Source organism: Aeromonas enterica, from assembly GCF_054052465.1.
In genome coordinates this window covers 41,379-63,710 of the sequence record NZ_JBSTYL010000004.1, presented here as the reverse complement: position 1 = coordinate 63,710, position 22,332 = coordinate 41,379, and the positions used below count along the sequence as shown (strand labels likewise).

General features: G+C 62.0%; 23 protein-coding genes. 20 read left to right on the top strand and 3 right to left on the bottom strand.

The window, feature by feature from the left end; translation table 11 throughout:
- Window positions 1-14: 14 nt before the first annotated feature.
- On the bottom strand, window positions 15-653 hold the full coding sequence (locus tag ACW5XD_RS06215; RefSeq protein ID WP_456494127.1) for a class I SAM-dependent methyltransferase: 639 nt from the start codon (window positions 651-653) through the stop codon (window positions 15-17).
- 239 nt (window positions 654-892) lie between these two features.
- Here ACW5XD_RS06215 and ACW5XD_RS06210 point away from each other — a divergent pair, with 239 nt between their 5' ends.
- From ACW5XD_RS06210 to ACW5XD_RS06180, 7 genes are all read left to right on the top strand, one after another.
- The gene (locus tag ACW5XD_RS06210; RefSeq protein ID WP_456494126.1) at window positions 893-1,537 is read left to right on the top strand and encodes a thermostable hemolysin; all 645 of its coding nucleotides are present in this window, start codon (window positions 893-895) and stop codon (window positions 1,535-1,537) included.
- The gene (locus ACW5XD_RS06205) at window positions 1,534-3,000 is read left to right on the top strand and encodes an AMP-dependent synthetase/ligase (protein ID WP_456494125.1); all 1,467 of its coding nucleotides are present in this window, start codon (window positions 1,534-1,536) and stop codon (window positions 2,998-3,000) included. Before ACW5XD_RS06210 ends, ACW5XD_RS06205 begins: the two co-directional genes overlap by 4 nt.
- The gene (locus ACW5XD_RS06200; protein ID WP_456494124.1) at window positions 2,997-3,653 is read left to right on the top strand and encodes a TenA family transcriptional regulator; all 657 of its coding nucleotides are present in this window, start codon (window positions 2,997-2,999) and stop codon (window positions 3,651-3,653) included. The genes ACW5XD_RS06205 and ACW5XD_RS06200 overlap by 4 nt, the downstream gene beginning before the upstream one ends.
- Window positions 3,650-4,495 carry an SDR family oxidoreductase gene (locus ACW5XD_RS06195; RefSeq protein ID WP_456494123.1) on the top strand — a complete coding sequence of 282 codons (846 nt, stop codon included), beginning with the start codon at window positions 3,650-3,652 and terminating at the stop codon, window positions 4,493-4,495. The genes ACW5XD_RS06200 and ACW5XD_RS06195 overlap by 4 nt, the downstream gene beginning before the upstream one ends.
- Before the next feature lies 1 nt (window position 4,496).
- Complete coding sequence (locus tag ACW5XD_RS06190; RefSeq protein ID WP_456494122.1) at window positions 4,497-5,135, top strand: tetratricopeptide repeat protein; 639 nt, start codon at window positions 4,497-4,499, stop codon at window positions 5,133-5,135.
- Window positions 5,136-5,217: 82 nt separating this feature from the next.
- On the top strand, window positions 5,218-5,907 hold the full coding sequence (locus ACW5XD_RS06185) for a response regulator (protein ID WP_456494121.1): 690 nt from the start codon (window positions 5,218-5,220) through the stop codon (window positions 5,905-5,907).
- A complete protein-coding gene (locus ACW5XD_RS06180) occupies window positions 5,904-7,343 on the top strand; it encodes an ATP-binding protein (protein WP_456494120.1) in 1,440 nt (479 codons plus the stop codon). The genes ACW5XD_RS06185 and ACW5XD_RS06180 overlap by 4 nt, the downstream gene beginning before the upstream one ends.
- 87 nt (window positions 7,344-7,430) lie before the next feature.
- On the opposite strand, the gene rloA3 is transcribed toward ACW5XD_RS06180, so the two are convergent.
- Window positions 7,431-7,937 carry a retropepsin-like aspartic peptidase RloA3 gene (gene rloA3, locus ACW5XD_RS06175; RefSeq protein WP_456494119.1) on the bottom strand — a complete coding sequence of 169 codons (507 nt, stop codon included), beginning with the start codon at window positions 7,935-7,937 and terminating at the stop codon, window positions 7,431-7,433.
- 394 nt (window positions 7,938-8,331) lie between these two features.
- Between rloA3 and ACW5XD_RS06170 the strand changes: the two genes are divergently transcribed.
- The 10 genes from ACW5XD_RS06170 to ACW5XD_RS06125 all read left to right on the top strand — a co-directional run bounded on the left by ACW5XD_RS06170 (window position 8,332) and on the right by ACW5XD_RS06125 (window position 16,537).
- A complete protein-coding gene (locus ACW5XD_RS06170) occupies window positions 8,332-9,372 on the top strand; it encodes a GMP reductase (protein WP_456494118.1) in 1,041 nt (346 codons plus the stop codon).
- A 94-nt stretch (window positions 9,373-9,466) separates the two neighbouring features.
- On the top strand, window positions 9,467-10,714 hold the full coding sequence (earP, locus tag ACW5XD_RS06165) for an elongation factor P maturation arginine rhamnosyltransferase EarP (RefSeq protein ID WP_456494117.1): 1,248 nt from the start codon (window positions 9,467-9,469) through the stop codon (window positions 10,712-10,714).
- Between the two features lie 45 nt (window positions 10,715-10,759).
- Window positions 10,760-11,326 (top strand): elongation factor P, encoded by a 567-nt coding sequence (efp, locus tag ACW5XD_RS06160; protein WP_456494116.1) that lies wholly within the window; start codon window positions 10,760-10,762, stop codon window positions 11,324-11,326.
- A 119-nt stretch (window positions 11,327-11,445) separates the two neighbouring features.
- Complete coding sequence (locus ACW5XD_RS06155) at window positions 11,446-12,210, top strand: DUF3530 family protein (protein ID WP_456494115.1); 765 nt, start codon at window positions 11,446-11,448, stop codon at window positions 12,208-12,210.
- A gap of 128 nt (window positions 12,211-12,338) precedes the next feature.
- Window positions 12,339-13,295, top strand: coding sequence for a D-2-hydroxyacid dehydrogenase (locus ACW5XD_RS06150; protein ID WP_456494114.1), 957 nt, complete (start codon window positions 12,339-12,341; stop codon window positions 13,293-13,295).
- 277 nt (window positions 13,296-13,572) lie between these two features.
- Complete coding sequence (locus ACW5XD_RS06145; protein ID WP_456494113.1) at window positions 13,573-14,601, top strand: DUF3549 family protein; 1,029 nt, start codon at window positions 13,573-13,575, stop codon at window positions 14,599-14,601.
- Window positions 14,602-14,675: 74 nt separating this feature from the next.
- Complete coding sequence (locus ACW5XD_RS06140; RefSeq protein WP_456494112.1) at window positions 14,676-14,975, top strand: DUF3301 domain-containing protein; 300 nt, start codon at window positions 14,676-14,678, stop codon at window positions 14,973-14,975.
- Window positions 14,976-15,102: 127 nt separating this feature from the next.
- Window positions 15,103-15,339 carry a DUF2789 domain-containing protein gene (locus ACW5XD_RS06135; protein ID WP_456494111.1) on the top strand — a complete coding sequence of 79 codons (237 nt, stop codon included), beginning with the start codon at window positions 15,103-15,105 and terminating at the stop codon, window positions 15,337-15,339.
- Between the two features lie 100 nt (window positions 15,340-15,439).
- Window positions 15,440-15,745, top strand: a complete 306-nt coding sequence (locus ACW5XD_RS06130) for a hypothetical protein (RefSeq protein ID WP_456494110.1) — start codon at window positions 15,440-15,442, stop codon at window positions 15,743-15,745.
- Between the two features lie 6 nt (window positions 15,746-15,751).
- Complete coding sequence (locus ACW5XD_RS06125; protein WP_456494109.1) at window positions 15,752-16,537, top strand: Zn-ribbon-containing protein; 786 nt, start codon at window positions 15,752-15,754, stop codon at window positions 16,535-16,537.
- A gap of 87 nt (window positions 16,538-16,624) precedes the next feature.
- On the opposite strand, the gene syd is transcribed toward ACW5XD_RS06125, so the two are convergent.
- Complete coding sequence (gene syd, locus ACW5XD_RS06120; protein WP_456494108.1) at window positions 16,625-17,173, bottom strand: SecY-interacting protein; 549 nt, start codon at window positions 17,171-17,173, stop codon at window positions 16,625-16,627.
- 177 nt (window positions 17,174-17,350) lie between these two features.
- On the opposite strand from syd, the gene queF reads away from it, so the two are divergent.
- The 3 genes from queF (at window position 17,351) to ACW5XD_RS06105 (ending at window position 22,308) form a co-directional block, all read left to right on the top strand.
- Window positions 17,351-18,199: an NADPH-dependent 7-cyano-7-deazaguanine reductase QueF gene (gene queF / locus ACW5XD_RS06115; RefSeq protein WP_456494107.1), complete on the top strand. Its 849-nt coding sequence runs from the start codon at window positions 17,351-17,353 to the stop codon at window positions 18,197-18,199.
- A gap of 128 nt (window positions 18,200-18,327) precedes the next feature.
- Window positions 18,328-20,598, top strand: a complete 2,271-nt coding sequence (locus tag ACW5XD_RS06110) for a hypothetical protein (RefSeq protein WP_456494106.1) — start codon at window positions 18,328-18,330, stop codon at window positions 20,596-20,598.
- A gap of 90 nt (window positions 20,599-20,688) precedes the next feature.
- Window positions 20,689-22,308, top strand: coding sequence for a diguanylate cyclase (locus ACW5XD_RS06105; RefSeq protein WP_456494105.1), 1,620 nt, complete (start codon window positions 20,689-20,691; stop codon window positions 22,306-22,308).
- The last annotated feature ends 24 nt before the right edge of the window (window positions 22,309-22,332 follow it).

The window sequence follows — 22,332 nt, the reverse complement described above, 5'->3', positions numbered from 1 at the left end:
TGAAAATGCCCCGTTCAGGGTTTGGTGATGACAGCCACATCGGCATGGGGAAAACAGACTGCCGCCTGCCAGCGGGCCGCCAGAGCGCGAAACGAGGCCTCGGCGAAGAAGACGATGTGGGTCGGATCATGGCGGTAGCGCCAGCTCTTGAAGCGCTCGTCCCCCAGCACCCGCTGGGTCTGCAGTACCAGCAGGCCACCGGGCTTGAGGCAGTCCCAAAGCCCGTCCAGCACGGCACGCGGGGTGGCGATGTGCTCAATCACCTCGGTGCTGGTGATGAAGTCATACTGCTGCGTCAACAGCTCGGGCCGGTCGGCATAGAACTTGTCGTAGCCCGCCATCTGGTAGCCCGCCTCCCGCCCCATGGCGATGAGCGCCGGGCCCGGGCCGCAACCGAAGTCGAGGCCGCTGGCCGGCGGGGGCAGGCGGTTCAGCACCTCGCCGAAGGCCCGCATCAAAAAGCGGCGGTAATGGGGATCGTCCACCCGGTTGTCGTGGCCGTCATAGACCGCCTTCTCGCACTCGGGATCAAGGTGCTCTGCCGCATCCAGCCAGACCAGCTCGCAGGCCCGGCAACGATGGTACTGCTTGCCGGCCACCGGCAGGACATAGGTGTCGACTGCATCGCACAGCGGGCAAGGGGACGGGCACATGGGGTTTCCTCACGAGAGTGGCTGGCCCAATCCGGGATGGGCTCGAAATGGGCGCCAGCTTGCCTGCCCAGACCGCCGCTGACAAGGAGTTTGTCTCATGGATTCACGACCACTCACCTCCGCTGACAACCATGGCTCTCAAGGTATTCCGCTACAAAAAGGCACTGATTTCCCCACTCTTAAGTGTTTCTTAAGTTTGCCCCTTTAGTCTGACAGCAACAGACAAGAAGGAGCCATCCATGACCACAGACATTCAAGCCCCCTACCGTTTGGTACTGGCCGATACCCAGCAGCAGGTCATGGCGTTGCAGGCCTACATACAGGCGGCCTATAGCCACGAATTCGATGCCCGCATTCCCCATTTTCTGCCCTGCCTGCTCGGTCTCTACCGGGCCGACGGCCTGCTGGTCGGCGCCTGCGGCCTCAAGCTGGCCAGCACCGAGCGCCTCTATCTGGAACAGTATCTGGACCACCCCATAGAGGCCGCCATCGAGACCCGACTGGGGGTGCGCGCCCGGCGGGATCGCATCGTCGAGGTGGGCAATCTGGCCTGCAGCGAACCGGGCAACGCCCGCCTGATGTTTGCGGCGCTGTGCCGCCTGCTGTGTGACAACGCCCTCGACTACGTGGTGTTCACCGGCACCGCCAAGTTGCGCAACAGCTTCCATCGCCTGCACCTCACCCCGGTCGAGCTGGCTCCTGCCCAGGCCGACAAAGTGGGTGACGATGCCAGTGCCTGGGGCGCCTATTACCACTGCCAGCCCAAGGTGATGGTCGGGGATCTCGGTCTGGGACGCCAGGCGCTGGCCCAGGGCAGCCTGCTGCTCTCCTTGCTGGCGCCCATGCCATCCCTGTTCAACTGCCAGCATCGGAGCGCCTTATGATGCTGTTTGACCAGATAGCCCACTTCGCCCGCCATGCGCCCCACAGCCCGGCCCTGAGCGGCGGCGAGCATCGCATCAGCTACGAACAGTTGTGGCTGCAGATTTCCGCCCTGGCCGAACGCCTGCAACAGGCCGGCATTGACCGGCTGGCGCTGCAACTGGACAACGGTCTGCCCTGGGCTCTGATCGACTTGGCCTGCGCCAAGGCCGGCATAGTGGTGATCCCGGTTCCCCACTTCTTCAGCCCGGATCAACAGGAGTGGCTGCTGGAGAGCAGTGGAGCCGACGCCCTGATCGGCCCTCATCACCCAGGCTGGCAGGCAAGCACGCCGCTGCTTCTCTCGGTCGGCGAGCTGCCGCTGTGGCGCAAACAACCTGCCCGTGTGCCCCCCCTGCCCATCGGCACGGCCAAGATCACCTATACCTCCGGCAGCACGGGGCAGCCCAAGGGGGTTTGCCTCTCCCTTGACCATATGGTGGCGGTATGCGATTCACTGGCACAGCGCGTCGCGCCCGCCCAAGTTGAAAAACACCTGACCCTGCTGCCGCTGACCACCCTGTTGGAAAACCTGACCGGCCTCTACGTACCGCTGCTCACCGGCGCCTGCAGCCACATCCCCTCGCTGGGAGAGCTGGGCTTTTCCGGCTCCAGCAAGCTGGACCCGGCCACCCTGGCTCAGGCCCTGCTGCGCTGGCCCGCCCACAGCCTGGTGCTGGTCCCCGAATTGCTGCGTCTGCTGCTGGCCCTGTGCAGCGCCAATCCGGCGCTGGCCAAACAACTGGCGGCGCTGCGCTTCGTCGCGGTGGGCGGCGGCAAGGTATCGCCCGAGCTCATCAGTCGCGCTCGCAAGCTGGGGCTGCCTGTCTACGAGGGGTACGGCCTGTCGGAGTGCGGTTCCGTCGTGGCGCTCAATGGCCCGGACGGGCACAGCCTTGGCAGCGTCGGCCAGCCGCTGCATCACTGCCGGGTATCGATCGCCGCCGACGGCGAGATCCTGGTGGAAGGGGCCACCATGCTCGGTTATCTGGGCAGCGATGAACCGGCTCACGCGCTGGTTGCCACCGGCGACCTGGGCCACCTGGATGAGGAGGGCTATCTGCACATCACGGGGCGCAAGAAGAACGTGCAGATCACCGCCTTCGGCCGCAACTTTTCCCCCGAGTGGATAGAGGCGGAAGCCCAGCTCTGTCCGGCCATCGCCCGCATCGTGATCTTCGGCGACGGCCAGCCGGCCAACGTCGCCCTGATCCAACCGCTGCCCGGTGCCGACGCCCTGCTCGCACAACAGATCGAGCAGCTCAACCACCGTCTGCCCGATTACGCCCGCATCCATCACTGGCTGCCGGTGGCACTGGATCAGCATCCCGATCTGCTGACTGCCAACGGTCGCCCCCGCCGCGAGCGGATCTATCACCACTTTTCCCGGCAAATCAGCCAATGCCTCACAGGAGAGACCTCATGAGCTTCTATCACGTGCTGCAACAAGCCACTGCCCCGGCCAGGGAACATCTGTTCAAGGCCCCCATCATAGAGGCGTGCCGCAAGGGAGAGATCTCCCGCGACATCTATCTGCGCTTTCTCGCCCAGGCCTTCTATCACGTGCGCCACACTGTGCCGCTCTTGATGGCCACCGGCGGCAAGCTGGGTCAGGAATACGAATGGGTACGCGGCGCCATTGCCGAGTACATCAACGAGGAATACGGCCATCAGGAGTGGATCCTGAGCGACATCCGCGCCTGTGGCGGCGATGCCGAGGCTGTGCGCCACGGCCAGCCTGGCCTGCCCATCGAGCTGATGGTGGCATTTCTCTATGACCAGATACAGCGCGGCAACCCCATGGGGTTCTTTGGCATGGTGCAGGTGCTGGAAGGCACCAGTGTCGCCATCGCCCTGACCGTGGCGGACCAGCTCAAGGCGGGGCTCGGCCTGCCGCCTCAGGCAATGAGCTATCTGAGCTCTCACGGCGCGCTGGATCAGGAGCACCTCAAGTTTTTCGAATCCCTAATGAACCGGGTAGAAGACCCGGCTGATCAGGCCGCCATCATTCACTCGGCCAAGGTGGTCTACCGCCTCTACGCCGATATGCTCTATCAGCTCACTGGATCTGAACTATGAAACTGGAAGGAAAACTCGTGCTGCTCACGGGCGCCAGCGGCGGGATCGGCGAAGCGCTGGCCCAGGAGCTGGCGGCGCAAGGGGCGCACTTGTTGCTGCACGGACGCAGGGCCAGCGCGCTGGATCGCCTCTGCAAGGAGCTACCCCATCCGGAGCGCCACCAGACGGTGATCGCCGATCTCGGCTCTCCTCAGGAGCGGGCCCGCTTGCTGCAACATCCGGCACTGGACGAAGGGTTGGACGTGCTGATCAACAACGCCGGCTGCAACCAGTTTGCCTGGCTGGAGGATCAGAGCAGCGAACAGGTAGAGCGCCAGTTGCTGCTCAACATAGAGGTGCCAATCCAGCTCACCCGCGTCCTGCTGCCCCGGCTGCGCAAGCCCGCCGTGGTGATGAACATAGGCTCCAGCTTTGGCGCCATCGGCTATGCCGGCTACAGCGTCTACTGCGCCAGCAAGTTCGCCCTGCGCGGCTTCAGCGAGGCGCTGGGTCGCGAGCTGGAAGGCACCGGCATCAAGGTGCTGCACTTTGCTCCTCGCGCCACCCGTACCCGCCTCAACTCGGAGGCGGCTTACGAGATGAATGCCGAGCTCGGCACCCAGACCGACAGCCCGCAGGACGTGGCGGAGGCTGCCGTCATCGCCCTGTGCAACGAGACTCGCCGCAGCTGGCTCGGCTGGCCGGAGAAGCTGTTCGTGCGGCTCAACGGCCTGTTGCCCGGCCTCGTCGACAAGGCACTGGCCAGGCAAAAAACCATCATAGAACGCTACGCCCGCCACTCGCCCCCCCCCACCACAGGCAAAGGCAACCCCACCGCCGCCATGACAGAGAAGGAACGTTAAGATGAAGCACGCCACTTTCCGCCCCCATTTGGGTCACAGCGTACTCCTGTTGCTCACTCTGGGCACCGGTATGGCTCAGGCTGCCGACGCCCTGCCCACCATTCAGCAACAGTGGGCCGTCTGCCAGTATCAGCAGACCGGCAAGGCCAAGGAGAACTGCCTGGCCCAGTTGAGCAGCCAGGCCGATCAGGCCAGCGCCAAGGAAGCCTTTCGTACCGATCTGCTGATCTGGTCGGCCATCGTCAAGAGCACCTGGGCCGGCGCCAAGGGTGGACTGGGTGCCCTCGGTCTGGTCAAGGAGGCAAAGGCCAAGCTGGAGATAGCCCTCAAGCAGGATCCCAAGGCGCTGGAAGGTTCCGCTTACACCAGCCTGGGCTCGCTCTACTATCAGGTGCCGGGCTGGCCGGTGGGATTTGGCGATGACGAGAAGGCCGAGCTGCTGCTCAAGCAGGCGCTGGCCCTCAACCCGACCGGCATAGATCCGAACTTCTTCTACGGCGACTTCCTGCTCGATCAGGGCCGCAAGGACGAAGCCAAAACCTATCTGAACAAGGCACTCGCGGCGCCGGACCGCCCCGGCCGCGAGCTGGCGGATCAGGGTCGCCGCATCGAGATCCGCGACCGCCTCGCCAAGCTATAAAATCAAGCTGGATCAAACAGCTATTTAAACTCTGCCCGCCCGCTTGCATACTGGTGGGCAGCGTCGTTTAAGGGGAGTGACTATGCGGATCCTGTTGGTGGAAGATGATGTGATGCTGGGAGATGGCATGGTGGATGCCCTGCGCAGCAGTGGCTATACCGTGGACTGGTTGCAGCAGGGGCTGCCCGCCCTGTCGGTGCTCAAGAGCGAAGAGTTTGCCGCGCTCATTCTGGATCTCAACCTGCCCGACATTGACGGCATCAGCCTGCTGCGCAAGTTGCGACGGGAGGGGCAGGTGCTGCCCGTGCTGATCCTCACCGCCCGCGATGCCCTGGACGACCGGGTATTGGGCCTGGACGCGGGCTCCGACGACTACATGGTCAAGCCCTTCGCCCTGCAGGAGCTCAATGCCCGCCTGCGCGCCCTGGTGCGCCGCAGCAAGGGCCAGGCCCAGGCGATACTGGAATATGGCGAACTGCTGCTCTATCCCGAGTCACAACAGGTCACCTATCTGGGCGAGCCGGTCAAGCTGACCCCGCATGAATACAAACTGCTGCAGGAGCTCATTACCCAGAGTGGCCGGGTGCTGAGCAAGGATCAGCTGCAACAGAGCCTCTACGGCTGGGACGAAGGCGCCGAGAGCAATGCGGTGGAGGTGCATATCCACCATCTGCGCAAGAAGTTCTACAGCGACCTCATCCGCAATATTCGCGGCGTCGGCTACATCATTCCCCAGCTTGAGCAGCCACAACGCCGAGACAACCGGGCATGAATCGTCCCCGTTCCATCCGCCGTTTTCTGCTCTCCGGCATACTGGCGCTGGTCAGTGCCAGTCTGGCCATCAGCGCCCTCATCGGCTATCTCGAGGCCAGCCATGAAATGGAGGAGCTGTTCGATGCCCGTCTCGCCCAATCTTCCCGCATCACCAATCAGCTGCTCAGTCGCTATATGGAGCAAAATGGTGATCTGCCCGCCAACGGCACCGTCTACGAAGATTGGGAGCAGCGCAACCCGGACCAGTGGCAGAAAGACACCAGTCTCAACCTGAAAGGTGAGGACAGGGAGCTGACGCCCTTCGGTCACGAGTTCGAGCGCAACCTCTACTTCCAGCTGCTCAACGATCAGGGGCGTATTCTGCTGCGATCCCCCAGCGCCCCAACCCAGCCTCTCGGTGAACTGGCCCCCGGTTTCAACAACGTCACCAGGGACAACCACGAGTGGCGGACCTTCACTCTCTACAACCAGGACGAGCATACCTGGCTCATCGTGGCGGAACGGGACGACGAGCGCAGCGAACTGGCCAGCAAGATGGCTACCCTGACCATGCTGCCACTGCTCATCACCTTGCCCTTCTTGCTCGGCCTGCTGTGGTGGCTCATCTCCCGTGGCCTGGCACCGCTGCGGCTGCTGGCCCAGGCCATCGGTGAGCGCCACCCGGCCAACCTGAGCCCGCTCAACCTGAAGATCCGCGCCCAGGAACTGACCCCGCTCACCAACGAGATCAACCGGCTGATGCACGCCCTGGCCGACACCATAGAGCGGGAGAAACAGTTCACCAATGAGGCAGCCCACGAGCTGCGCACCCCGCTGGCGGTGTTGCGCATTCACAGTGAAAATGCGCTGGCGGCCGAGGATGCCACCAGCCGCGAGCAGTCATTGCAAAAAATGCTGCTGGCACTCGATCGCAGCGATCGCCTGCTGCGCCAGCTGCTGACCCAGGCCCGCATCGACAGCCAGCAGGGACTGGAGCTCACCGAACTCAACCTGAACCAGCTGTTGCAAGGCACGCTGGCGACCCTGGCTCCCATCGCCCTGAAAAAAGATCAGCAGCTGTCGCTGGAAGGGGCGGAGCCGCTGACGGTGATGGGCCAGGCTACCCTGCTGGATCTGATGTTCAGCAACCTCATCGACAACGCCCTGCGCTACACCCCGGCTCGGGGCGAGATTTCGGTCGAGGTGCAGCACGAAGGCCACAGGGTCAGAGTCGATATCCGCGACAACGGTCCCGGCATTCCCACCGCCGCCCTGTCACGCCTGTGCGAGCGCTTCTTTCGGGTCAATCCCCAGCAAGGGGACGGAGTCGGCCTTGGCATGGCCATCGTCTCGCGCATCGCCCAGCTGCACGGCGCGGATCTGGACATCCACAACCGGCCAGAGGGGGGATTGGAGGTGAGCGTGTTGTTGCCCGCGCCGTCGCCTTTGTTATAACGCCAACCCGCACACATAGAAAACGGGGGCCTGAGCCCCCGTTTATTCTGTTTGCAGTACCTACTCAACGTCCCTGCGCGACACCCGTCAGCGGCAGCTGGGTTGCACCGTAAAGGTCCGGCTCGAATCGACCGCCCCCAGGTCTTCCAGCAGACGACGACCGAGCAGCACCGGGTAGTTCATCTTGCTGCGATCCCGCAGGGTGAACCAATCTTCATACACCTTGTCACCCAGGCAAATGGTCATGGTGACAGTGGGTCTCTGCTCCATGCCGCCGGCTCCGCGTACTTTTACCATGTGCTCAACCGGACGCTCCAGAGTCTGACTCACCTGCTGATCGGTGTTGGCATCGGTCACCAGCAACGTAAAGCGCACCCAGGGTTTGCCATCACGCTTGAAGTGACGCAGATCCCGCGCATCCATCGAGGAAGTGAGCGCCCCGGTATCCAGTTTCATCTTCACCGCCACACCGCTTGGCATGATGAGCCCCTTCTCGATCCAGCCATACACGGCGGGAGCGGAGGCGGCAAAGGCCGCCCCCGGCAGAGAGAGGCAAGCCAGCAGCAACAGCGGCATCATTCGCGATCCAAACATGTTCGCTCCTTGTCCGGACAAGGCCGACAGTGGCCCCAGATGTCAAGGGTGGGGATGGAAGCGCCTGCTGTCAACCGGCGAAACGCGGCGACAGGCAGGGGTGATGGACCCGTGTCAAACGCGCGACATAGGTTGACAAAAAAGAGGCATGGCAAGGTGGTATTGATGGAGGCGCCCAGGCCGAGAATCAGTGCTGGATGAAACCCAGCATTGTGCTCAGGTTGTGACGCCAAAGGCTAACATAATGATGAGTGAATTATCAGTCTTGTTCTGGCGGGATTTTTGCCTACACTGTTGTAAACCGGAGGCCATGAAAACCGCCGGTTTTTTTGCGCCTGCCGAAAATTGACCACTGCAAAAGTGACTTTCAACAAGGCTCAATAAGGAATTCGTCATGCGTATCGAAGAAGACTTGAAGCTCGGTTTCAAGGATGTTCTATTCCGCCCCAAGCGCTCCACTCTCAAGAGCCGTTCCCAAGTCAGCCTGACCCGTCAGTTCACCTTCAAGCACACCCAGACTCAATGGCAGGGCGTTCCCGTCATCGCCGCCAACATGGATACCGTCGGCAGCTTCGCCATGGCCAGAACCCTGGCCGGTTTCGAGATGATGACCGCAGTCCACAAGCACTACAGCCTTGCGCAGTGGCAAGCCTTCGTGAACGAGACAGACCCGGCGCTGCTGGGCCATGTGATGGTATCGACCGGCACCTCCGAAGAGGACTTCATCAAGACCCGCCAGATCCTGGCCATGTCGGCGGCCCTGCGCTTCATCTGCGTGGACGTGGCCAACGGCTACTCCCAGCACTTCGTCGAGTTCCTGCGCAAAATACGTGAAGCCTGCCCGAACCACGTCATCCTGGCCGGCAACGTGGTCACAGGCGAGATGGTGGAAGAGCTGATCCTCTCCGGCGCCGACATCGTCAAGGTCGGCATAGGCCCGGGCTCTGTCTGCACCACCAGGGTCAAGACAGGGGTCGGCTACCCCCAACTCTCCGCCATCATAGAGTGCGCCGATGCGGCCCACGGCCTCGGTGGCCAGATCGTCGGTGACGGCGGCTGCACCTGCCCGGGTGACGTGGCCAAAGCGTTCGGCGGCGCCGACTTCGTGATGCTGGGCGGCATGCTGGCAGCCCACGAGGAGTGCGGCGGCGAAGTGGTGGACGTGGATGGCACCCCCTTCATGAAGTTCTACGGCATGAGCTCATCGAGCGCCATGGACAAGCACGCCGGCGGCGTCGCCGACTATCGCGCCTCCGAGGGCAAAACCGTGCTGCTGCCCTACCGCGGCCCGGTCGAGAACACGGTGCGCGACATCCTTGGCGGCGTGCGCTCCACCTGCACCTACGTCGGCGCCAGCCAGCTCAAAGAACTGACCAAACGCACCACCTTCATCCGGGTGCGCGAGCAAGAGAACAACGTTTACGGCAAGGAGTAACCTGCCGCAGCCACCGTCACGCGCTGACGGTTAGAAGCCAGCCAACCGGTGTGCTACCCTGCGCACCGGTTTTTTTGCATCTGGATGCCCTGACATGACCAGCCCCCTCCCCCCGTTTGACTGGGATATCTTCTGCTGCGTAGTGGACAACTTCGGCGACATAGGCGTCACCTGGCGGCTGGCACGCCAGCTGGAGCGGGAAGGGCATGTCCCGACCCACGCTAGCGGAGCAGAAGAAGGGCAAGGGCTGGCCCACGGCAATGAAGCAAACGTCAGGCTCTGGGTGGACGATCTGGCGAGCTTCGCCCGCATCTGCCCGGGACTCGACCCCGCGCAAGATGGCCAGTGGGTCGCGGGCATCTATATCCAGCACTGGCACGACGCGCTGCCGGCGGATGTGATCCCGGCAAAGGTGGTCATAGAAGCGTTCGCCTGCGAACTGCCCGCCCCCTTCATCGAGCGCATGGCCGGCCAACCCAGGCCCCCCTGCTGGATCAACCTGGAGTACCTCTCGGCCGAGAGCTGGGTCGAGGATTGCCACGGCCTCGCCTCGCCGCAACGTCTCGTTAACCAGAGCCTCGGCGACCTGAGCCTCAACAAATACTTCTTCTTCCCGGGCTTCACCCCTAAAACCGGCGGCCTCTTGTGCGAGCGGGGGCTCATCGCCGAACGTGAACAGTGGCAGCAGGATGAAGCCGGCCTTTCAGCCTATTGGGCCAGCCTGGGGCTGCCACCTCAAGCGAACGACGAGCTGAGGGTCAGCCTCTTTACCTACGAGAGCGACGCGCTGCTGAGTCTGGTCAACAGCTGGTGCCAGAGCCCAACCCCCGTCACCCTGCTGCTGCCCCTCGGCCGCTCCCTCGATGACGTGCTGCGCGGCGCCGGCCTTGAAAGCGCCATCGCCACCGCACAAGCGGGGGACCTGCTGCATTCGGGCAATCTGCGCATCAAGCTGCTGCCCATGACCGATCAGGCCGGCTACGATCGGCTGCTGTGGAGCTGCGATCTCAATCTGGTGCGCGGCGAGGACTCTTTCGTGCGGGCCCAGTGGGCCGGTCGCCCCTTCCTGTGGCACATCTACCCGCAGGAAGAGCAGGCCCACATGGTCAAGCTGAACGGTTTTCTCGATCACTATCTGGCAGACTTGCCCGCGGACACGGCCCAGTGGCTGCGCGCCTTCAGCCACGCCCTCAATCAGGGGGAAGAGACCCGCGAACTTTGGGCCCAATGGTCGCGATACGGTGCCATTTGGCGGCAACATGCGCGAAGCTGGTCACAGAAGCCACTCGCGGATGGGGATCTCGTCACGCGGTTGGTGAAATTTTTAGAAAGCCGTATATAATCTGGCAGTTTTTATCCGTCCGTTTCACGAACAGGAATTTTTTACATGAAAACCGCACAGGAAATCCGCGCTGGTAACGTAGTCATGATCGGCACCGAGCCGATGGTGGTCCAGAAGGCTGAGTTCAACAAATCCGGCCGTAACTCCGCCGTGGTCAAGATGAAACTGAAGGGTCTGCTCAACGGTAGCGCGACCGAGACCGTATTCAAGGCCGACGACAAGCTGGACGTGGTTCAGCTGGAGCGTAAAGAGTGCACCTACTCTTACTTCTCCGACCCTCTGTATGTCTTCATGGACACCGAGTACAACCAGTACGACGTCGAGAAAGACAACCTGGGTGACGCCCTGAACTACATGGTTGACGGCATGGAAGACATCTGCGAAGTGACTTTCTACAACGAGAAAGCCATCTCCGTAGAACTGCCGACCACCATCGTTCGTGAAGTCGAGTACACCGAGCCGGCCGCCCGTGGCGACACCTCCGGTAAAGTGACCAAGCCGGCCCGTCTGAAGGGCACTACCTACGAGCTGGCCGTTGCCGCCTTCGTAGAGATCGGCGACAAGATCGAAATCGATACCCGCACCGGTGAGTTCAAGCGTCGCGTCAACTAAGTTGACCCCTTGAATCCATGGTAAAAAAGCGAGCCTCCGGCTCGCTTTTTTATTGATGCCATACCGCGCTTCAGAAAACCGGCCCCGTGCCGTTAACCCAGTTAACCGGGGAGCGCACTATGGCCAGATTATCCTTATCACTGCTGTTACTGACCCTGCTGGCAAGCCACGCATTGCAGGCCAGCGACGTCGCGCCCCCCATCGTCGCACCACAGCCCCTCGACTACTGGCAAAACAGCGACTGGCAGGGTCTGCCCAACAGCACCCAGATAGACAAGCAGACGGTGCTGTTTGCCAAGCATGACAGCGACAGCTATGTCGGGCTGGCGATCCTGCTGCCGGACTGGCAACGCAGCGGCCAGCTGTGGCAGCTGACCCGGGCCCTCGGCCAGCTTGGTTTCGATACCCTGCTGCTGCTCCCCTCCCCCCAACAGATTGAGCTGGATCCCGCCGCCGAGAAGAAACAGCAGGCCATCGATGACTTTCGCAAGCAGTTTGCCACCCGCATCAGCAAGCTGGGAGATGCCAAGCTGCAGGAGGGGGGCTTCAAGCTGATACTGGCGCAGGGCACCAGCGCCGCCTGGGCTGCCAACCTCATCGCCAGCGAGCAGTTGCCCGCCCCCGATGCCCTGGTGCTGCTGGACGGTTTTTTCCCCAATCAGCAGAGCAATCAGACCCTGGCCAAACAGGTTGCCCAGGCCACCATGCCGACCCTGGACCTCTATCAGGAGGACGGCGGCCGCTGGCCCCTGCTGGCCGCCGAGGCCCGCCAGAGCGAGAGCCGCCGCAGCCACAAGCTCAACTACCGCCCCTACGCCCTGATGGAACTGGATGAAACGCCAACCCGCATTCAGGGCTGGCTCACCCACCTCGGCTGGCTCTGAGCCCTGCCGCAACGCCAAAATGCTGCCAGCCTCACATCCGTTGCGATCGGATCGCCACTGACCTCGTTCGGACTGGCCCCCGAGTGCCCATATTTGGCATCATGTCTGTACCAATGGCAGGAGGCGTCATGCAGCAAATAGTCTTTCTCGACAGCGATACTCTGGATGCGGGTGTCACCCTGCACCACCCCGGCTTCCCCCACCACTGGCAAAGCCATCCGAGCACGGCTCCCGAACAGGTGGTGGAGCGGCTACAAAACGCCAGCATTGCCATCATCAACAAGGTGCGCATCGGCGCCGCCGAGCTGGCCCGGTTGCCGGATCTGAAACTGATCGCCCTGGCCGCCACCGGCAGTGACAACGTGGATCTGGAGGCGTGCCGCGCCGCCGGCGTCGGGGTGTGCAACATTCGCAACTACTCGGGTCCCTCGGTGCCGGAGCACGCCATGGCGCTGATGCTGGCCCTGTCGCGCAATTTGTTCGCCTGGCGCCAATCCCTGCTGGAGGGGCGCTGGCAGCAGAGCGGCCAGTTCTGCTTCTTCGATCACCCCATCATGGATCTGCACGGCAAGCGGCTCGGCATCATCGGCAAGGGCACCCTGGGCCAGGCGCTTGGCGAGCGGGCCAAGGGGATCGGTATGGATGTGCGCTACGCACAGAGCCAGGTGGGTGCCAGTCACGATGAGGATCGGCTGCCGCTGGATGCGCTGCTGCAAAGCGCGGATGTCATCAGCCTGCACTGCCCGCTCACCCCCTACACCCGCCATCTGATCGGCGAGCGGGAGCTCGGGCTGATGAAGCCGGGCGCCCTGCTGATCAACGTCGGCCGCGGTGGTCTGGTGGATGAAGAAGCCCTGCTGCGAGCACTGGCCAACGGCCGCCTCGGCGGCGCCGGCTTTGATGTGGCGAGCGTCGAGCCGCCGCCACCCGATCACCCGCTGATGCAAGCCCTGCAATACCCCAACTTCATCCTGACCCCGCATGTGGCCTGGGCCAGCGAAGAGTCGATGCAGCGTCTCGCGGATCAGCTGATCGACAACATCAACGCCTTCGCCGAGGGACGACGCCAGCACCGGCTGGTCTGACGCGATACTCCCGACAAGAAATCTATCCGCAGATGCCAACCCGTGGAGAAGGTTGCATCCCCGCGAACATGCGGGCGAATAAGCAAGAGGGAGACACCCTGCCTCCCCTCTTGCATAGTTCCCATTCAAACAAAGAGTTGAGAGCAGCAATCCATTGCATCTCTCTGCTTTATTCACAACCAGTGGGGGCACCTTGCGTACGCGCGAGGCGCCCCCACTGGCTATCTGATATAACCGCCTTATAATCGGCCCGCATCACCCTTAGCCGGATCACATCATGTCTACCATCAACACGCTGACCGAGTTTCTGACCCAGGCCGATACCCAGTTTCAACTGTTCGACATGGGCCGCCAGGTGCGGCCGCTGGCGAGCGACACCTTCGTGCGCATCGAGCAGCAACAGGAACCCTATCCCTGGCCCCTGCAACAGCACGCCTGGCTCGGCGTTCACTTCTTCCAGCCGGCGGAGTCCAGACACTACCTCTGGTTCCTCAAATTCGCCCTCGATGAGCGCGGTCTGCTCATCGGCAGCGGCCCCAAGCTCTTCATGGATCAGGTGGTCGAGACCCTGGGCTACAAGCTGACCGGCGATCTGGATGAAGAGAAGGCCCAGCGACTGGCCGACAACCCCTACACCTTCCGCCCGGCCGAGGCCAAGATGGCCAGCCTGCATGCCAAGCTGGCCCGCCAGCTGGAACAGGCCCCTTCCGCCTACTACGACGCCCTGTGCCACTATCTGGCTGCACCCGGTGACGAAGGCTGGCAAGCGCTGGGCCTGCAAGGCTTTGCCGACATGGCCGAACGACTGCAGGACGAGCGCAATCTGGCGCTGGTATGCAAGGCGCTGCCAAAACTGCCACAGGCGCCGCTCTACGCCCTGTGCCAGAGCCTGGAAAATGTCCCGCTGCCACCGGCCGTGCAGGGTGCCCTGTTCGAGCGGATCGGCAAGGAGCAGGAGAGCGCCGAGCCCAACCCGGAAACCCTGGCCTACCTGTGCCGGGCGCTGGCCTCTTGCAACGGCAATGCCATGCGCACCAACAAGCTGCTGACCCTGCTGCAAACCCAGCCGAGCCCGGCCCTGCTGCTGGCCATCGCCGGTCGCCTCTGGCCCGATCTGAAGGAACCGAACCTGCTCGGCCTGTTCCTGGAGCAGCTGGCGCTGCAACCGACCCAGTTCTTCAATCAGGTGTTTGCCGAACTGGTGACCCTGCCGGCCCTGCGCGATGATATGCTGGCCAGATTGCGGGATCCCGCGCGCAGCGATGCGCTCGGTCAGGCCATAGGTCGCCTGTTTGCCGCGGCGTAACATCTGATGGCATAACGACCGGGTGGCTCGCCACCCGGTCCACACAAGGCCACATCACACGGAAGGAGCCCTCGATGGGTGAAATGCTCGGTATCTTGCTGCTTATCCTCATCGGCGCTGCCTTCTGGCATCAGCGCCGCCAGGCCGAACTCGCCTGGCAATACATGCGCCGCTACTGCCAGCATCACGATCTGCAACTGCTGTCGCTGGCGCGCAGCCACCGTGCGCTGGCCCATCAGCCGCTGCGACTGTTGACCTACTACGAGTTTGAATTTTCCAGCGATGGCGAGAGCCACTATCAGGGACAGTTGCGCATGCAGGGACTGCACATAGTCGGCGTAGATCTGCCACCCCATCGCATGCCATCCCGGTAAGCCTGCGCGGCTCCCGCGGGTCAGAGATCAAGTCAGGCCAGCCCGCATCGGGCCCACGTCATCGCAATAGCAAGCCGGCACGGATCCGGGCCTATAATTTTCAGGAATGTCCCCCGGGAGAGATAAGATGGAATTCCTGACCCACGACCTGCCCGCCTTGTTTGCCCAGCTGGGCCTGGCCAACGATGAACTGAGCCTGCACCGCTTCATCCACGAACACAGGCTGGACAATCAGACCCTGCTGCCCGAGGCCGATTTCTGGACCCAGTCCCAGGCCAGCTTCCTGCGCGATGCGCTGTGGGATGATTCGGACTGGTCGGAAGCCATCGATCAGCTGGATGTGCTGCTGCGCCAGACCGATTGAGCCTCCTCTTGTTGCCAGCCCGCTTTCCAGACGAAGGCGGTTTGGTTAAGCTCTGTGCCCCGTCCAGCCCGTATCACCGCCATCCTGCACAGGAGCCCCCATGTCCGCCCAAGAGATTATCCGCATTGCCAACGAACTGGCCGCGAAGGGGATCACCCCCTCCACCGCCATGGTCAAGGCTCGCCTCAGCCAGCCCGTGCCCATGGCCGAGCTGCTCAAGGTGCTGAGCCAGTGGAAACAGCAACCCCAGCCCACCGAGCCACTCGCGGCCACCACGCCTGCAGTTGCCAAGCCCGAGATGGCGGCCGATGCCGCCAACCTGCAGCAGTTGAGCGAGCAGCTCAACCGGCTCGAGCAGAAGGTCGATCGCCTGACCGCCCTGCTGCTGCAACGCCAGCCGGACTGAGCGCCCATGTACATTCTCGAACTCAGCTTTGAGTGCTATCGCGATACCTCCCTCGGTGAGGCAGAGCGGGCCATCGTCAACTACCTGGACATGCTGCGCTATCAGGGCCAGATCCTTGGCCGGGAGTTTCCCACCAGCATGCAGCAGGGTCAGTTCATCAGCCGGGTGGTCTGCCCCGAGCAGGACAGCCTGCACCCGGACAACCAGAGCGAACAGGTCAAGCTGGCTGAACAGCAGCTCAATCAGGCAGGACTGCTTGCACCAAAACTTCAGCTGCAAGGGGTGGATCTGCTCTCCGACAGCACGGATCCTTGTGGTCACACCGACGAGCGGCCGAGCTGGATGCTGCTCTACACCAGCTTCCTGCACACCTGCTCGCCACTGCGCTGTGGTGACCACTTCGCTCCCATACCACTCTATCGGCTGCCCGCCATCGCCAACGGCGACCACAAGCAGATCATCAAGTGGCAGGAGGATTGGGAGGCGTGTGATCAGCTGCAGATGAACGGCTCCATCGCCGAACACGCGGCCTTGCACGAAATCGGCGAGGTAGGCAGCCGTCTGCAACGGCGTGGCAGCGATCTCGGCAAGCGGTTGGAAGCGCTGAGCGGCATTCCTACCTATTACTACCTCTACCGGGTCGGCGGGCTGAGCGCCGCAGAAGAGAAGGCTCGCCCCTGCCCCGGCTGTGGTGGCGAGTGGGCGCTAACCGAACCGCTGCACGAGATCTTCGATTTCAAGTGCGATCCCTGCCGGCTGGTCTCCAACCTCTCCTGGGACTTCAAGGATTAGGGGCTACGCCAGCGGTGATAAAGGGACAATGAAAAAGAGCCTTGCCAAGCGGCAAGGCTCTTTTCGTTCAGATTTGTGCAAGGCCCCTTATTGCGGCAATGTCTCCAGTCGCGCGAGAAAATCGGGCAGGGAGGGCGCCAGCACCAGACGGCGACCCGAGTCGAGCCACTCCAGCCACACCTGACCACTGTCGTTATCAAGGGAGATCAGCATCATCTCGTTGCGGGTGGTGGCGATGAAGATCGATGGCGATCGCTTCAACTTGCGCAGCATCAGCAAGTGGCCAATGAGGTTCTCCCTGAGCAGGTCCAGATCCGCCTCGTTCCACGGCAGGATCAATTCAAGGCGCAACCCCTTGTAGGAACAGGGGATGGAGCGGCTGAACCAGTGGCCAAACAGGGCAAGGGCAGCGGGATGCAGCACCAGCTCCAGTGCATCGGCCATGGCCGTGAAGTCGGCGGGTTCGCTGCGCTGATGCGGACGCCAGGCGACCCGCCCCTCTCTGGGCTCATTCAGCTCGCAAGGGGAGCGCCAGTCAGCCTCCCATTCACACAGGGGCAGCCCCCGCCTTGCCTCGCCATCACGCTGCCAGCGTAAAAAAAAGTGTTCCAGGGCAGACAAGACTTGATCCGACATCGAAATTCCCCACAATTGCTGCCAAAGTCCGCTATTGCACCATCAAAGCCGTGAGCAGACAAGGTGAAGCGCGAGACGCCGCCACAGGGTGGCAATCCTCCCGCGACACCGACCTGGGGCAAGGGCCCCAGCCGCTGCCAGCGCAATGGCCCATTCAACGTCCGGATCATCAAACACATGAGCAAACAAGAGAGATACGCAGGTGCCAGCGCCTTGCAGGGGCTGAGCCTGGGCCAGCAGTCCGCCTACATCAGCCAGTACAGCCCGGCCCTGCTGCAACCGGTACCGCGCAGCCTGAACCGCGACGACCTCGGCCTGACCGGCACGCTGCCGTTTCAGGGTTGCGACGTCTGGACTCTGTACGAGCTCTCCTGGCTCAATACCAAGGGCAAACCCATGGTCGCCGTTGGCGAGGTGTCAGTCCCGGCGACCAGCGCCAACCTCATCGAATCCAAGTCGTTCAAGCTCTATCTCAACTCCTTCAACCAGACCCGTTGTGACTCGTTGGCAGCGGTACAGGCGCTGCTGGTCAAGGATCTGAGTGCCTGCGCCGGCAGCGATGTGAGCGTCACCCTGTTCCCGCTGACCCAGGCGCCTCACCACATTGCGACCCTGCCGGGGGAGTGCATCGACGAGCAAGACATCGAGGTGGACTGCTACGAGTTCGATGCCGAGCTGCTGCAGGGGGCGGCGAGCCACGAGGAGGTGGAAGAGACACTGCACAGCCACCTGCTCAAGTCCAACTGCCTGGTGACCAGCCAGCCGGACTGGGGCTCCGTGGTGATCCACTATCGCGGCCCTCGGCTGGATCGGGAGAAACTGCTGCGCTACCTCATCTCGTTTCGCCAGCACAACGAGTTCCACGAGCAGTGTATCGAGCGGATCTTCACCGATCTCAAGCACTTCTGTCGCCCGAGCCAGCTGACCGTCTATGCCCGCTATACCCGCCGGGGCGGACTGGATATCAACCCGTTTCGAAGTGACTGGGAAGTTCCCCCCGCCAACCTGCGCCTTATCCGGCAATAAACGCCGGGCGCAGTTGACCGTCAGGGGCCTGGATACCGGGCCCCTTCCCCTTTCGCCGCCAGTAAACACTGGACGTGCAGGGGGGGGCTTGGATAACATGCCCACACCCCTGTGCTGTCCTTAATCCAATGAATCAACTGTTTTTTCTGGCAATGATGATGTCCTCCCTGTCCGCTCCTGATCTGGATCTGGCCAAGGAGCAGTTGTCTATCGATCTGCAGCAGGCCCAGACCTTGGTGCTGACCGATCCTGCCAGATGTGTCCAGATAACGTCCGCCTTCCTGACACGCACAGCCAATAATCCCAAGCAAATCATCAGCAATCGTCAGGAGTACGGGTATCGCGAGCCATTGCTGAGCTATGGCACCGCCGCCCAGGCCACAGGCGCCCACCTGCTCAAGGGAGAGTGCCTGCTGCAACTGGGCCAGTTCCAGGCAGCCCAAAAGTCACTCGATCAAGGCATCGCCATGGCCGCCAAGGAGCAGCAGCTGGAACTGCAGGCCCACGGCCTCTATCTCAAGATCCGCAGCCAGAATGTGCAGGAACGATCCCATGGCGCCAGCGCCGGTCTGCTCGGCCAGTTGGAAACACTGCTCAGCAACCCCAGTCTCAAGGAGAGCCAGCTGCAGGTCTACAGCCGCTTGCTGCGCACCAATGCCAGCATAGAGGCACACCAGTTTGACGAGGCCAAACGCCAGTTGGCCGAAGCGCGGCGCTGGGCGGACAAGACCAAGGAGCCGCTGGCCAGTGCCTGGGTCAGCGCGGTGAGCGGCGATCTCTACCATGCCCTCAGGCAGCCCCAGCTCTCCCTCGGTGACTACATAGATGCCCAGCAACAGGCCAGAGGCCTGCAAGACCCCCTCTTCCTCGGCCTGCTGTCGAACCAGATAGTGAACCTCTATCAAGAGGAGCAGGAGCCGCAGAAGGCGCTGCAATACGCCAATGAGGCGGCCAACTACTTCCACGCCCTCGGCAACCCCTCCCTGCTCAGCGATGCACTGATCGTGCTGGCCAGCCTCAACCGGGACCAGGGGGAGATGAACATGGCGCTGGTCTACTTTTTCAATGCGCTGGACCTGCTGGACGAGGGCAATAATCGTACCCGCATCGCCAATCTCAAGTTCGAGATAGGCAAGACCTATCTGCAGACCGGTAACCTGATTTTGGCCCGCAACTACCTCACCGCAGCTCGCCAATCCCACGAGCTGGGAGACGACAAGGAACCGCTGATCGACACCCTGCTGCTACTGGGAGAACTTCACCTCAAGCAAAAGGAGGTGGGCATCGCCATCCTGCAGTTGGAAAACGCGTTGGCACTGGCCAACCAGATCGGCGATGCCCAGCGCCAGTTCGAGATCTTCCGCCTGCTCTCGGTGGCCTACGAGCAGAAGGGCTACCTCAAGCAGGCATTGGACAGCTACAAGAATTTCCACCAACGCAGCGAACAGATACGCCAGCAGCAAGTCGATCAGGAGCAGGAAGCGATCCGTGACAACTATGCCCAGGTGGAGCGGGAGCAGCAGATCAAGGAGCTGGAACAACAGCTCGATACCAGCCGGTACCAGAAGGATCGCTACCTCTGGTCGAGTGTCATCACAGGTTTACTGCTGACCCTGTTCATCTATCTGTTCTTCACCCTCTGGCTCAAGCTGCGGGTCGCCCGCCAGCAAGGCAAACAGGTGAACGAGGCGCTGTTAATTGAGCCGCGTACCGGCCTTGCCAACTGGCGGCGGCTGATGAGTCGCTGGCCGCGCGAGATGGCCAGGCGTCAGCAGAAATCCGAGCGCTGGTTCTTAAGCGAGCTGCCTACCAGCGAATTTGACGACAAGCTGCACTACCTGTTGTTTAGGGTGCCCTTCCTGGTCAACAATCTGGAGCGGCACGGCTATCAGGTGAGCCGCGAGATAGAGCAGGCTTTCGGCAGCTATGTCAACGGGCTGACACCGCAGGATGGGCGCATCTACGATCTGCGTGAAGGCCATCTGCTCTACGTGGTGCCTCAGCGCCATGTGGAAGATCTGCACCGGCTGGCCCAAGAACTGCTCGCGGCGTTTGCCGCCTTCCCCTGCCAGCATCCGCTGGATCGTCACATCAGCCTCGGTATCGTCAGCCACCCCTTCCTGCCCAGAGCGGCGACCGCCCTTGACCACCATGGCCTGTTCGATCTCTGTTATCTGGCACTGGCCGGAGCCATTCAGCTCAGTGAAAAACACCAACAAAGTGTCTGGCTGGAGCTTGCCGCCATCGATTGCCAACAGGCCGCGTTTTTTAATGGGGATGTGTGGCAATGCTGCTTGATGGCAATTGACAAGGGACTAGTAAAAGTAAATTCTTCTCATGAAAAGCAATGGGTTAATTGGCTTCGACTTTCACGGATGAAAGCGCCGGTTGATCAATGACAAATAGATAATCAACTGGGTCTGGAACTGGGTTCGACCGCTGTTGCTATCCAACACAAAAACGATAATGACAACAGGGCGACCTGAATAATGAATGATATCGCTGCCGTAGCAGGACAATTGGCCAGACTCAGGGAATCCCTTCAGCAAAAGCAGCTGGAGCTCGACGGCATCGTCTCTTTCTCCGACACCGAGCGCGCCCGCAGCATCCAGTTCATCGGCAAGTTGATGCAGGCCTGTCGCGGCCATGATCGCGAGCTGGACAACAAGCTCGCCAAGCTCAAGCAAAAACTCGATGGCAGTCCGCCGCTCTCCTCTCTCGATGCCGACCTCGCCGTCATCGAGAAGCTGTTGCAGCAACACGGCAACGCGCTGGAAGAGTCCATCACCCTGACCAAGTCCGCTATCGATCTTGGCTCCAAGCAGCTCAAGTCCATCAAGGGCTTTCCAGAGGATACCCGCAAGTCCCTCAAGGAGTTTCTGGCAAGTCCGGACGGCTATGGCATTGGCGATCATCAGAAGAAGGTGATCCGGCTGCTGGAGTTCTACCAGCAGGCCATCAAGATCCAGCTGCTGCCAACCCAACCCCTGCTAGCTCCCGCTCCCGTTGCCAGCACGCCAGCCGTGGCCATAGCCGAGCTATCTTCCCCCGAGCCAGCCGCTCCGTTTGATGCCAAGACCCACGCCCACATCGCCGACGAGTTGCAACGGCTCATTACCGAGCTGGACTTTGCCGGTGCCGTCGGCGAGAGCCTGGCGGATATCCGGCGTCAGCTGCTCAATGGCATCACGCCCCCCCTGTTGGCCGAGATCTGCCTGCAGGTGATCGAACTCATCATTGAAGGCACCCGCGAGGAGCGAAAATCCTCCCAGGCCTTCCTGAGCACCCTCAACGAGAGTCTCTCGGCGGTGCATTTCAGCTTCACCGAATCCCTCGACGAGGGGCGCGCCCTGCAAAGCGCCACCCAGGATACCCGTCAGGCCATCGACAAGGAGCTGCGGGCCATCGACCATACCCTGGCCAGCCACGACACCCTCCATGAGCTCAAGGGCGCCATCTCGGGCCACATGGGCGCCATCAACCTGCTGCTGCAGGACAGGGAGGCCATGGCCGCCCGCGAGCGCCACCTGCTCACCCGCCTCTCCACCATGGAGGCCAAGTTGCGGTTGATGAAGGAAGAGACTGCCGAGTACAAGAAGCGGCTCACCATCCAGAAACACAAGCTGTTCCTCGACAGCCTGACCCAGGTACACAACCGGGCGGCCCTCGACGAGCGGCTCGAACTCGAATACAAGCGCTGGCTGCGCTACAACACACCGCTCTGTCTGGCCATCATCGACATAGACCACTTCAAGAACATCAACGACAACTACGGCCACATGGCCGGTGACAAGGCGCTGAAGGTGGTTGCCAAGGCGCTGCAGGGGGCCCTGCGTGATACCGACTTCATCGCCCGCTTCGGTGGCGAGGAGTTTGTGGTGCTGTTGCCGAACATCAACCCGGACAAGTACCAGAAGCCGCTGGAGACCCTGCGCCAGACCATCAAGAGCATACCGTTCCGCTTTCGCGATGCCAGAGTCGAGATCACCATCTCCATCGGCGCCACCCTGTTTAGAGAAGGGGATCACACCACGGATGCGTTCGAGCGGGCCGACAAGGCGCTCTATAGTTCCAAGAACTCGGGCCGGGATCAGGTCAACCTGGCCTGATGACAGGCTAAAAAATCAGCAAAC